Annotated in this window: 11 protein-coding genes; 3 read left to right on the top strand and 8 right to left on the bottom strand. The window is 33.4% G+C overall.

Annotation, left to right across the window (positions count from 1 at the left end):
• Positions 1-74: 74 nt before the first annotated feature.
• The 7 genes from MJQ71_RS04625 to MJQ71_RS04595 form a co-directional block, all read right to left on the bottom strand.
• Positions 75-980, bottom strand: a complete 906-nt coding sequence (locus tag MJQ71_RS04625) for a fumarylacetoacetate hydrolase family protein (RefSeq protein WP_238804935.1) — start codon at positions 978-980, stop codon at positions 75-77.
• A gap of 73 nt (positions 981-1,053) precedes the next feature.
• Positions 1,054-2,193 carry an FAD-dependent oxidoreductase gene (locus tag MJQ71_RS04620; RefSeq protein WP_238804933.1) on the bottom strand — a complete coding sequence of 380 codons (1,140 nt, stop codon included), beginning with the start codon at positions 2,191-2,193 and terminating at the stop codon, positions 1,054-1,056.
• Between the two features lie 42 nt (positions 2,194-2,235).
• Complete coding sequence (locus tag MJQ71_RS04615; protein ID WP_238804931.1) at positions 2,236-3,366, bottom strand: alpha/beta hydrolase family protein; 1,131 nt, start codon at positions 3,364-3,366, stop codon at positions 2,236-2,238.
• Between the two features lie 135 nt (positions 3,367-3,501).
• A complete protein-coding gene (locus tag MJQ71_RS04610; RefSeq protein WP_238804928.1) occupies positions 3,502-4,482 on the bottom strand; it encodes a VOC family protein in 981 nt (326 codons plus the stop codon).
• A 227-nt stretch (positions 4,483-4,709) separates the two neighbouring features.
• The gene (locus MJQ71_RS04605) at positions 4,710-5,477 is read right to left on the bottom strand and encodes an SDR family NAD(P)-dependent oxidoreductase (protein WP_238804926.1); all 768 of its coding nucleotides are present in this window, start codon (positions 5,475-5,477) and stop codon (positions 4,710-4,712) included.
• A 2-nt stretch (positions 5,478-5,479) separates the two neighbouring features.
• On the bottom strand, positions 5,480-6,250 hold the full coding sequence (locus MJQ71_RS04600; protein WP_238804924.1) for an SDR family NAD(P)-dependent oxidoreductase: 771 nt from the start codon (positions 6,248-6,250) through the stop codon (positions 5,480-5,482).
• 96 nt (positions 6,251-6,346) lie between these two features.
• On the bottom strand, positions 6,347-7,408 hold the full coding sequence (locus tag MJQ71_RS04595; RefSeq protein ID WP_238804922.1) for an SMP-30/gluconolactonase/LRE family protein: 1,062 nt from the start codon (positions 7,406-7,408) through the stop codon (positions 6,347-6,349).
• A 498-nt stretch (positions 7,409-7,906) separates the two neighbouring features.
• Between MJQ71_RS04595 and MJQ71_RS04590 the strand changes: the two genes are divergently transcribed.
• Positions 7,907-8,530: a hypothetical protein gene (locus tag MJQ71_RS04590; protein ID WP_238804921.1), complete on the top strand. Its 624-nt coding sequence runs from the start codon at positions 7,907-7,909 to the stop codon at positions 8,528-8,530.
• Positions 8,531-8,690: 160 nt separating this feature from the next.
• Here the strand turns inward: MJQ71_RS04590 and MJQ71_RS04585 are convergent, their stop codons facing one another.
• A complete protein-coding gene (locus tag MJQ71_RS04585; protein WP_238804919.1) occupies positions 8,691-9,707 on the bottom strand; it encodes a zinc-binding alcohol dehydrogenase family protein in 1,017 nt (338 codons plus the stop codon).
• Between the two features lie 221 nt (positions 9,708-9,928).
• Here MJQ71_RS04585 and MJQ71_RS04580 point away from each other — a divergent pair, with 221 nt between their 5' ends.
• Both MJQ71_RS04580 and MJQ71_RS04575 read left to right on the top strand, forming a co-directional pair.
• Positions 9,929-11,392, top strand: a complete 1,464-nt coding sequence (locus MJQ71_RS04580) for a histidine kinase (protein ID WP_238804916.1) — start codon at positions 9,929-9,931, stop codon at positions 11,390-11,392.
• A 384-nt stretch (positions 11,393-11,776) separates the two neighbouring features.
• Positions 11,777-12,178, top strand: a complete 402-nt coding sequence (locus MJQ71_RS04575; RefSeq protein ID WP_238804914.1) for a response regulator — start codon at positions 11,777-11,779, stop codon at positions 12,176-12,178.
• Positions 12,179-12,185 lie beyond the last annotated feature (7 nt).

Raw genomic sequence — 12,185 nt, 5'->3', positions numbered from 1 at the left:
CAAAAACGCCACAATAGTAACCTATTGTGGCGTTTTTATGTGCAAACGATATTTAGTAAAATATCAGTTTTTGATTACACAACCGAATTTCTCAAAATACCAATCCCTTCAACTTCTAATTCAACAACATCGCCTGGCTCGAGGGGCCGATGAACTGTAAAATTATTTTCAATCAAACTACCCCACCCGACTGTTCCTGAACCAAGAATATCGCCCGGCATCAGCGTAACGTTATTTTCAGAAGCCCTTTCAATCATTTTTTCAAAAGTATGATAAACCGTGTTATAATGTCCTTCGCAAACGGTTACACCATTTATTCTTGACATCATTTTAATATCAAATTTGCCATCTGCTCCTCGGTACTGCTCCATTTCATCTTTTGTTACGATACATGGACCAATGGCGTTGGCAAAATCTTTGCCTTTGTGTGGCCCTAATGGAATTTCCATCTCAACTTTTTGGATGGCTCTGGCTGTCCAATCATTGAAAACCGTATATCCAAAAACATAATCATTGGCATCTTTTGCTTCAATATCTTTTCCTTTTTTTCCAATAATTACTGCTATTTCCAGCTCAATATCAAGTTTTGTTTCTTTGGTAGGACGCTTAATTTCATCATCAGGACCATAAATAGCATGGTGATTGGTAAAGTAAAATATTGGCATTTCGTACCACGCCTTCCCTATTGTATGACCAAACGATTTTGACGCATTAAGCATGTGCATCTCAAAGCCGATGTAATCTCTGAAACTTCGAGGATTAGGCAAAGGAGCCAAAAGTTTGATTTCATTGAGCGAAAAGTGAGGTTCAACTGTACCTAATTCATCAATAATTTTATAATATTCTTCGCAATTATCAATAAAAGTGAGCATTTCATTGGGTAGTTTATCACTTGCCAAATTCATATCTACAACACCATCGCCAACCAACCAACCAATCCTACTTTCTTGGTTTTTATTTAGGAATGTTACTAATTTCATTTATTCAAGTTTTTAAATTAATGATGAATGATTACATTTTTCATAAAAATTTTATGAAAAATTGAGACAACGATTAAATTGGGGCTGTCAGTGCCATCATGGTTTTACCCATCAACATACCTACATTTGCTCCTTCGGGCAAGGGTTTCCCTTGATATTCTAATAACTCCCATGCTCCAAGTGTTTCAGAAGCATCAACAACCATCATGCAACGATTAAATCGGCGGGTCATGTATTCTTCAAAAATACTTTCAATTGGAGCATCTTTTTGTAATAATTCGCTTAAAACAACCGCATCCTCGATGGCCAAAGCAGCTCCCGAACCTAACTGCGGAATGGTTGCATGGGCAGCATCGCCAATTACAACTACCCTACCCTTGTACCAAGGCGAAGGTAAACGCAAAGTTTCTAAAGGTCGATAGTTTACAAGTTTGGGTTCAGTTATTTGCTCAATTAAATCTTGAACAATTTTTACTGGAAAAGGCTCTAAATAACTTCTCAGTTTTGGAACAAGTTCACTTTCTGGAATTAATGGATTATCTTCTCCTTCGGCCGTTACTACAAACATATACATTGTTTCTGAAGTCATTGGAATCAATCCAACTTTACTCTTTTTACCGAAAAACATATACCCAGTATCCAAATCAGCAGGTCGATTGAATGGATAACGCCAAACCGACAGTCCTACATATTTAGCTTTGTAATCGCCAAAAATCATTCCTCTAACTTTAGAATTTACTCCATCGGCCGTTATGAGAATATCATAGTCTCCAGCACTGCCATCGGTAAATGTCACACTTACTTTATCAGGTTGATTATCAATTGTTTCAACAGTAATTCCCATTCTAAATTGAATACCGACTTTAATAGCTTCATCATACAAAACTTCATGTAAAATCTTTCGTGAAATTCCGTTATGGCTAGGAAAATGGCCCATTGGCGGCGTTCCAGCTTCTCCAATTTGGTGACCAGTAGGCGTACACATTTTCACTTTTCCGTACGGAGACCCGCGTCGCATTGCTTCGTCTGCTACGCCAATTGCATCTAAAGCACGTAAAGCATTGGCTTGCTGAATAATACCAACACCATAAATATTAAATTCTTTATGAATCTCAATAATATCAACGTCAATTCCAGTTTTTTTGAGAGCAATTGCAGCAGTTATACCACCAATTCCTGCTCCAACAACTAGGACTTTATTAACTTTTGCCATTTTTATCAGTATTTTTATAGGGTTGAATCGTTTTTCAAACAGTTATTTTTTCAATTCTTTGGCAATCCAATCGTACATATTGAATGTTTTGGTAAAATCATCAATTTGACAATGAGCAGAACCACTTTCTTCTTTTGGAATAATTTCAATGATTTTTTCACAAGTCAAAGCCTCTTGTAACTTATAGGCATTTTCGACAAAATTTTGTCTGTCATCTTCTCCATGAAGCACGTAGGTTGGCATCGAAATTTTGTTGGCTACCTCATCTAAAGTAAATTTCTTCAGACGTTCACGGGCATCTTCCATATTTTCAGCTCCAACAATATGCTGTACAATTTCGGCCAAAGGATGATTGTCTGGACGATTTTTCCAAATTTCATAGTAAGACCAAACTGCTCCCCAAACAGCACAAATTTTGAATCGTGGCTCAAAAGCCGCACAACGAGCTGCCATATACCCACCCATCGAAACCGCCATTATACCAATTTTTGTCGTATCTATTTCATTTTTCAAGTTTTCAATTGCCCAATCCAAAGCTGCCGAACCTGCAACATTAAAATCATATCTTGTATGAATATGATTTAATCTCAGCGAAGCTCCTTGTCCTGGCCCATCAAGCACAATCAATGAAATACCTCTTTCATTCAGAAAAGTAGCGGGTCCAAAATATAATTCTTCGGCCAAACTATCCAAACCGCCAAACATTATCATAGCTGGAGCATGATTTGTATTTGGTGCTTTGAAAACATACCCAGGTAAAAATGAGCCTTCAAAAGGAACTTCTATTTTTAAAGGTTTTTCTTCAAAATAAGGTGTTGCTTTGATAAAAGCATCTCTTGATTTTAGGTAAGAAGGAATTTTGCGGGCATCGCTTGGTTTTAGAAAAAACTCTGATGTACGCAAATAATTAAAAGCACGCAAATAACTACGTTTAGCCGTTTGAAAATTACCATTTTTGACTGCATTTTCTGCAATATCAAATACTCTATCTCCCATTTTTGCCCAAGCCACATGAAAACTTTCATTATCGCCTGGTGTAATTTGGCTTGCTACTTCTAAACATTCCGCAAATTCGCCACCACCGTAGTGAGCTTGTGTCAATGCTCTATTTACTTGATATGAGGGCATATACTGCCCAGGAAAATAATGCCACATATTTGTTTTATTTTTCAATTTTGGATTAATCAATAATAAGATACTCGAAAGTGCTTGACTAATTTTATAGCAATCGAATATTAATTACCAATTCCATATTTATTTGTTTTGAACAAAAATCTAATTTACTTGACAATCAAATCATCTCATTGATTAAATGTCAATTGGCTTATCAAGTCCACCGACTTTACCTTTTGCCATTTCTTCAAACGGATTCGTTAACCCCCAAGCATCATTCGGATTATCTTTCAAATAATGTACATCTGGCCCATGGTCTGGAGCAAAAATTAGTCTTGCACAAGCATAAATTTCTAATAAAATACCTGTGTGTGGTTCCATGATATAAAAGAAAAAACCTTCGTCAGCTTTATGTCTTGTTGGAGCTCCCCAAACACTTTTGTATCCTTTTTCGGTAAACCAATCTAATGCCAAAAGCACCTCTTCTCGACTATCTAGATTATAACACAAATGGTTGGCAATACCTTGTCCTGGCTCAAGATTTGGGTCAGAAAAAATAGCTATATCATGCGATAAATTCCCTGTTGTCCAAAGCCCTCCAATCGGTGGAATATGGTCTTCTAATCTAACCTCATCAGGATTTTTTAGGCCCATTCCCTGCCAAAATGCTTTTTCTTTGGCATATTGAAACTTCGCAACTAAATACGTAAAATGGTCAATACGGCGAGGATTTGCCCCTTTTCGGCGATTACTAGCATAACGGTCGGCATAAATACTTGCTCTTTCACCTGTTTCTCTCAACCATTTTACATCCCAAAAAACTTCATGTTTGTGTCCATCTGGTGACTGAAATTTGAATGCTTTCCCACGGCCAAGGTCAGCTTCTATCCAGCCTTTTCCTGCACCAATTGATTCAAGATAAGCTACACAATCATCAAGTGCTTCCTGACTATCTGCTCTCCAGCCTACTGCACCTAATCCTTTGGTATCAGATTGAGTAATTTTTAGAGTATGAAAGAAATAATCGCCCCAAGCACGTAAATAAACCGAATTTTCATCTTGCCCAGTTTGGTCCATTCCTACAATTTCAGTGTAGAAACGAACAGTTTCTTTAAGGTTAGTGCTGAGTAATTCTACGTAAGCTAATTGTGATAAATAATGAGGATTCTTTGCCATTCTGTATAAAGTTTCTTTTATTTAAAATATTCTAAGTAAAAATTATACAAAACTAAGTTTATTTTAAGAAAGCTGTGAATCATAAATAATCCATAAATATTCAAAATCAATCTGTTTTTTATTTTTACATGAATAAAATGCTCTTCCTCTATTCTTATTTAAAAATTTAAGTAGCTTTGGGTATTCAATAGTTGAAGAATCAAAATATTCTTAGTGCTTTCTTTTTTCTAAGCAAATGCACCACCATCAACTGCCATTGCATGACCAGTAATAAAACTCGATTGGTCTGAACAAAGCCACAAGGCAACATCTGCCACTTCTTGTGGTTGTCCCATTCTTTTCATGGCTTGATAATTTTTGGCTGCTTCAAGAGCTTCTGGGTTTTCAGCCAATTTTCTTCTTCCTTGCATTATCATTGGCGTTTCGATGGCGGTTGGACAAACGGCATTTATACGAATATTTTGAGTTGCATATTCGATTGCAACGGTTTTAACCAATCCCACTACTCCATGTTTGGAAGTTGCATAAGGCGAATTTTGTGGTTGTCCACGTAAACCTGCGGCAGAGGCAACACAAACTATATTTCCTCCACCTTGCAAAAGCATTTGAGTTATTTGAGCTTTTACACAATAATACGTTCCGATAAGATTTACTTGAATCTGATTCAACCATTCATCTTCTGGATATTCATGGATTGGAAGTGATAATTTTCCTGCAATACCTGCCGAATTAACGGCGTAGTCTAAACGTCCGAAAGTGATAACAGTTGTTTTTACAAGATTTTCAACTTCATCTTTTTTTGAAATATCACATTTGACGAAAATAGCATTTCCACCAAAATCTGATATTTCATTAACTACTTGCATTCCTTGTGTTTCATTGACATCAGAAACTACAACTTTTGCTCCTGCTTGAGCAAAAGAAAGTGCTGTTGCTTTACCAATCCCAGAAGAAGCACCAGTTACTAAACAAACTTTATTTTCAAATTTTTTCATAATTAATTTCCGTCTGAAATTGTTGTACCGCCATCAACGATAATATTTTGTCCTGTGATAAATCCACCTGCTTTCGAAGCTAATAATAACGCTAAACCTGCTACCTCTTCTACTTTACCAATCCTTCTAAGCGGGGTTAAGGCTATTCTCCTTTCCATTATTTCGGAATTAGTTGTCATAGGTTTTGCAAATTCAGTATCAATCACACCTGGTGAAATTGCGTTAACTCTAATATTATCTGGTCCAAATTCGACCGCCAAATTTCGAGCTAATTGAGCTAAACCTGCTTTAGAAATACCATATAAACCCAAATTTTTATTTCCTCTTACACTTGATAAACTAGACAAATAAATAATTGCTCCATCTTTTTTTTGTTGCATGGATGGAATTACTTTTTTGGTCAAATAAATGGCACTTTGCAGATTTATTTGCATCGTTTTTTCAAAATCTTCTGTATTAATTGATAAAAATGACCCAGGAATTGCAATGCCTACACAATTTACCAAAATATCAATTTTACCAACCTGCCTTTCGGTTTCGCTCACCAAAAAATCAATTTCCTTTTTGACTGAAATATCACATGGGATGGCCGTAACTTGGATACCTTCTTTTTGAAATTCCTCAAAAACATTGCTGCAGGCGGTTTCATCATTGCTTGAAATCACAACTTTTGCTCCATTTAAACCTAAAATTCGGGCAATTGCTTTTCCCATTCCAGCACTAGCCCCTGTAATAACTGCAATTTTCCCAACTAAACTAAACAAGTCTTTCATACGATTTTGGTAAAGTTCAAAATCAATTTTAAATATAAATAATGCACAAAAAGAATAAAATTTTGGCAAATTAGTTTTTCTTTCTTGGTGGTTTTATTATTTCCAGTGAATCATTTTTTGCCCAGCAACTGGACTTTGAAAATATGGAATCCGTGTGCCTCTCAAACTACCCAAATAAACAGTTTGCAAATCTTTTCCACCAAAACTCAAACTTGCCATCCAAGGGCAAAGAGTTCCTTGGGTTGCTCCTAAAATGTCTGGAGTAACGCATCGGTTTTCGTAGGCTTCAAAAAGACGTTTTTTGGTTACTTCATTGCTATCGTCAAGTAAAGTTAAAACTTCACCATTAGGAGTAATTACAATAAGTTCATCAGTAAAAATGAGTGTTATCCACAAATTTCCATAGGCATCAAAGGCAAAACCATCAGGAAATCCTCCTAATTTTTCAGGGCCATAGGTTTCTCGATTATATAAATCTCCATTTTCTTTTACTCGCAATCGAGAAATTTTCCATGCAGTACTTTCTACTACATAAAGCCATTCTTCCTTGTCATCAAATCTAATTTCATTCGTTCCACAAAATCCATCAGCTACAATTCTGGCACCTTTTTCATCCATCAAAACTATGTATCCATCCATTGCACGCGTATTAATTTGGTCAGACCAAGGTTCGGTACAAGTAGTTACAGTAAACCAAATTCTGCCCTTTGTGTCTCGTAATGGAAAATTGGTTTTACCTAATGTTTTTCCATCAATTTCGGTTAAAATAGTTGTCATTCTACCTTCACGAGTCATCTTTTCGATATTATTCGTACCCCAATTCGCAATAATAATATCACCGTTTTTATCAAAACAAAGACCATTAGGAAGTGACCCAATGGCAGAAATATAACGTGCATTATCGTTTTCTAAAGACAAAACATTAGTGTTTCCAAGTTTTTCTGACTCATCATTTAATATACTTGGATTGATGATAATTTGCATTCCATCATGTTTCATTTTTATCACTCCACCACGAGCATCAGCCGACCAAACAGTTCCGTCTGGTTCGGTTAAAATACATTCTGGACGTTGTAAATCTTTTCCAAGAAACCTGATTTCATCTCGATTTACTTGCCAATCTTTTAGTGGATTAACACTTTTACTCCTAATTAGCATAAAAAAATATTGTTATTTTTTGTAAATTTACATAGCAAAAGTCTTACAATTTGAATCAACTTGTGAATCAAAAAAAAGCCAATTTGAATCAAAATCAATCATTCTCATCCCATTAAAATGCTTTTTTTCTCTTCGCTGAACTTACCGCATTAAATTTTCACTTTTAATTCTAAAAACACTATCGTTTTTCCTTTAGTTGGTCAATAAAAATATTTTGTTATTAATCGGTCATATTTTAAATTTAAGTTTGCAAATAACTTGAAAAACTTATATTATTGTGTCCAAATCCATTAATCCAAACAACACATCTTCAATTAAACCTGATACTTTATTGAGTAAACTTCACAATTACATTAGTACATTTAGGCACAAATTTGATGTTTATTTCATCTCATTTGGACTTAAATTTTGTTAATTTAGTACAACATTTAATCCAGCAAAAATTAAAAAAATTAATCCACACCATTTACCACTTTGTGGTATTTAAAACTAGAATCTATGCAAAATACAATTTATCAGCTAAAACTGAATGACTCTACTTTTCAAACATTTATGTTTACCGACAGTCATATTTACTTCAGCAAAAAGAAAGAAAATAATGTAGAAAAATTTCAAAATAAAGCTATTTACAAAACTGGTATTTTTAAAGCTGTCAATAAAATACAATTGCATGATATTGAAAAAATTTCATTTGAAAACAAGACAGCTTTCATGAAAATTTATTTTATAGAAGAAATGAAAATGAAAAATATTTCTTTTGAATTTGAAAGCGAAGAAACCACCAAAGTTGTAATAAATGCATTAGCGGCAAAATTAAATTTTGTTGAGAAAAAAATGCAAAAGAAAAATTGGAAAGCTATTTTAGCCCCATCTGTGATTTTAGGTACAACAACTTTTTTGTCTTGGGAAACATATCAAAATACTTTTTTGATTGAAAAAGGAGGCTCGATCGAACATCATACAACAAGCAATATCAAACAAATTGGTAGTATAGCTCACTTTTTGGCCCATAAAGTAGGTGCAAATCAAATTCTGATTATTGGCGGGATGATTTCTTTAATTTTATTGAAGTATATTTCAAAAAGAATTAAAAGCGAGGCTCTTTTATCTGTTTTTGAGTGAATTTGATGTTCATTTTCTGAATTGTATCAATAAATACTAATTAGAAAATAGCTTTATTGATAATTTCAAGCACGACCAATGGTTGTGCTTGAAATGAAATATTTGTTATTTGAGTTAATTACATCTAGGAATTTCTTCTAAAAATAAACTTGAATTTAAACTAATCCAAAAAAATCATCGCTTTTATTACGCCGTTCGACGGATTAAATAATTCTTCAAACTCATCTTTAACTTTTTCAAAATTTAATTGGTGAGTAATATAATGATTAGGGTTAATGGTTTTATTTTCAATACATTGCATTACATATTCAAAATCCGAACGGGTTGCATTTCGGCTGCTCATAAGTGTCGCTTCTCTCTTATGAAACTCAGGATGATTAATCGTTATTTCTCCTTTTTGTAATCCTACCAACACATACCGCCCACCGTGTGCCAAATATTTGAATGATTGATTGATTGCATTCAGATTGCCCGTGGCATCAATTACTACATTTGCCATATCACCATTTGTTATTTGAGCTAATTTCGTCAAAACATCCTCCGATTTCGGATTTATCACATGGCTAATTCCTAATTTATTTTTACAAAACGACAATCTATCATCGTTCACGTCTAAAACAATAACCGTTGCTCCAGTAATTTTGGCAAACTCTATTACCCCAAGTCCAATTGGTCCTGCCCCTACCACTAACACAAAATCATTCTTGGTCACTTCAGCTCTTCTAATTCCATGTAAACCAATAGCCAAAGGTTCAACAAGTGCCAATTCTTCCAAAGTCAGGTTTTTGTTTTTTATCAAATACTCAATTGGGACTGAAATAAATTCCGACATTCCACCGTCGATATGAACACCAAAAACTTTGATATCTACGCAACAATTAGGTTTATTTTGCCGACAAGCAACACATTTTCCACAACTAAAATATGGAATAATAGTTACATTTTCGCCTATAAAAAAATCTGATTGTGGAGCTATTTCTATGATTTCACCTGCCAATTCATGTCCTAATATTCTTGGATAATTAAAATATGGTTGAGTACCATCAAATGCATGAATGTCTGTTCCACAAATTCCTATTCTTTTAACTTTTATTATGGCTCTTCCAGTACTTACAGTCGGCTTTATTACTGATTCATACTCAAAAACTTTGGGAGTTTTGCAGACTAATTGTTTCATTTTTTGGTATTAATATTTAGAAAATGGATAATTATGGACGATAAAGTTAAGAACTTAATTTTTACAAATACAAATTAAGCTCCTAATAAAATATCGCAAACTTCTGATAATCAACTGCTTATTAAAAAAATTTAATTTACAAATATCCTTAAAAATAGATTGCATTTCGTATTGCTTTTTATGGATAATTATTTACTTTGCTTATGTATTAATGAAAATTAATGATAAAAGACAAAAAGCCATATAATTTACTAATAATTGAAGATAACATTGGTGATTTTATTTTAATATCCGATTATTTATCTGAAGTGATGGATAATGTACGTATCACTCAGGCGAAAAATTTCCGAGATTCAAAAAATATTCTCCAAGATAGTGGAAATAAATTCGATGTAATTCTTCTCGATCTCACGCTACCCGATAATAAAGGCGAAGTACTTATATCCGAAATAATCGATTTGGCGTTCGACTGCCCCGTTCTTGTTCTTACTGGATATACCGATATTGAGTTTAGTATCAAATCTTTGTCGTTGGGTGTTTCTGATTATCTAATCAAAGAAGACATTCGTGTTTCTTCTCTTTATAAAAGTATTTTATATGCCATAGAACGTAAAAAGACAATTCTTGAGTTAGAAGCTTCCGAAAAACGTTATAGCGATCTTTTTCATCTTAGTCCACTACCTAAATGGGTTTATAACCAATCGGAAAAACGTTTTATGCAGGTAAATCAGGCAGCAATAAATAAGTATGGATATAGCGAAGAAGAGCTTCTTTCAATGACGTTTATTGACATTGGGGATGAGATTGAAGGACAGCAACTGATGGAAATACTGAATAAAGATGAAAGTACACAAGGAAATATCTTTGTTGGACGGTATAAACATTTCAAAAAATCAAAAGAAGAAATTGATGTAGAAATATATTGTAATCAGATTGTACTCAATCAGTCGATTTGTAAATCAATTATAGCATTTGATATTACTGATAAAATACAAATTATCAACTCACTTCGCTTAGAAAAACAACAAAGTGCTCGTTTTCAGTCTCAATTACTTAGTTCACAGCTTAACCCTCATTTTATTTTTAATACATTAAATTCTTTTCAATACTATATTTTAAAAGGTGAAATTGAAGAATCAATCCAAAATATTGCTGAATTTTCGAAATTGATGCGACAAGTGCTCGAAAACTCGGATTCTACATTTATTTCATTTTTTGACGAAATAAAATTCATCAATACGTACATTAATATTTCTAAAAAAAGGCTTCCACAAAGCCTTGATTTTAGTATTCAAATCTCCGATGGGTTTCATTTAAAAAGTCAGTTTATTCCACCAATGCTGCTCCAACCATACGTTGAAAATGCAATTAAGCATGGTTTTACAAATCCTGCTATCGTTAGCAAACTTTCGATTGAAATCAGTCAATCAAACGGCGTGATTACTTGCAAAATAAAAGATAATGGCGTTGGAAGAGTGGAATCGCAATTGGCAAAAAATATTCTTGGCGAACCCCATAAAAAATCAATGGCAATGGGTATTAATCATAAAAGAATCGACCTACTTAACGAATCAACCGATAGAAATTTTCAAGTAAAAGTGATTGATTGTTATGATAATCAAAACCAAGCCACAGGAACTGAGGTAATTATAAGTTTTGAGCAAATTACTGATGAAATGATTTAATAAATCCTGTTTTATCTTTGACTTTATATGTACAAAACAATCTTTTTACGAAATTATTTATTAAAAAAATTATTAATTAAAATTAATTAAATATATTATTCTTTCATTTTGTTGGTTTGGTGTTTTTAAGTAGTTTTGCTCAATATCCCCAAAAAATGTGAAAATGTACTGTAAATTGTACATTCTTTAAAAATACCTCTTCTAACTAATTTCCTATAAAAAAGGGTATCAATGCCATGAAAAATTATGTGCAATTAGCAGCTTAGTTCTGTCTAAAATTTAGTGCATAATATTGATATAAATCATTGAAATTACAAATAAGGCATTGTAAAATTGCACATAACGCGAAGTTTATCTTTAGTATCCAACTAAAACTTAATTATTATGAACCATATTTTGCTCATTGTAGATGATGATTCAATGATTCAGAAAATGCACACAATGATGGTTAAAAGAAATGGCTTTTCGGAAAATCCGCTCAAATTTGATAACGGACAACTAGCATTAGATTTTATACTGGATCATAAAGAAAAACAACCACTTTTAATTTTTTTAGACATCAATATGCCAATTATGGATGGATGGGAATTATTAGATGTGCTTAATAAAACACCAACAGATTACCCAATTTATGTCGTTGTCGTTAGTTCTTCTATTGATAATAGTGATTTTGAAAAGTCAAAGTCTTATCCACAAGTTGTTAGTTATATTGACAAACCATTGAATAATAAATCGCTTGAAGAACTAAAAAAGAACCAGCGTATAGCTCATTTATTTGAAGATTAAGATTACC

It is taken from the genome of Emticicia aquatica, assembly GCF_923079645.1.
Taxonomy (GTDB): domain Bacteria; phylum Bacteroidota; class Bacteroidia; order Cytophagales; family Spirosomataceae; genus Emticicia; species Emticicia aquatica.
The sequence above is the reverse complement of the archived record's forward strand: the minus strand, read 5'-3'. Positions and strand labels throughout refer to the sequence as shown.

What these genes read in the sequence shown, in the direction of transcription:
- MJQ71_RS04605 (WP_238804926.1), bottom strand. Translation starts at nt 5,477, where the DNA reads ATGAAAAAATTTGAAAATAAAGTTTGTTTAGTAACTGGTGCTTCTTCT.
- MJQ71_RS04590 (WP_238804921.1), top strand. Translation starts at nt 7,907, where the DNA reads ATGCAAAATACAATTTATCAGCTAAAACTGAATGACTCTACTTTTCAA.
- MJQ71_RS04625 (WP_238804935.1), bottom strand. Translation starts at nt 980, where the DNA reads ATGAAATTAGTAACATTCCTAAATAAAAACCAAGAAAGTAGGATTGGT.
- MJQ71_RS04600 (WP_238804924.1), bottom strand. Translation starts at nt 6,250, where the DNA reads ATGAAAGACTTGTTTAGTTTAGTTGGGAAAATTGCAGTTATTACAGGG.
- MJQ71_RS04580 (WP_238804916.1), top strand. Translation starts at nt 9,929, where the DNA reads ATGATAAAAGACAAAAAGCCATATAATTTACTAATAATTGAAGATAAC.
- MJQ71_RS04585 (WP_238804919.1), bottom strand. Translation starts at nt 9,707, where the DNA reads ATGAAACAATTAGTCTGCAAAACTCCCAAAGTTTTTGAGTATGAATCA.
- MJQ71_RS04595 (WP_238804922.1), bottom strand. Translation starts at nt 7,408, where the DNA reads ATGCTAATTAGGAGTAAAAGTGTTAATCCACTAAAAGATTGGCAAGTA.
- MJQ71_RS04575 (WP_238804914.1), top strand. Translation starts at nt 11,777, where the DNA reads ATGAACCATATTTTGCTCATTGTAGATGATGATTCAATGATTCAGAAA.
- MJQ71_RS04610 (WP_238804928.1), bottom strand. Translation starts at nt 4,482, where the DNA reads ATGGCAAAGAATCCTCATTATTTATCACAATTAGCTTACGTAGAATTA.
- MJQ71_RS04620 (WP_238804933.1), bottom strand. Translation starts at nt 2,193, where the DNA reads ATGGCAAAAGTTAATAAAGTCCTAGTTGTTGGAGCAGGAATTGGTGGT.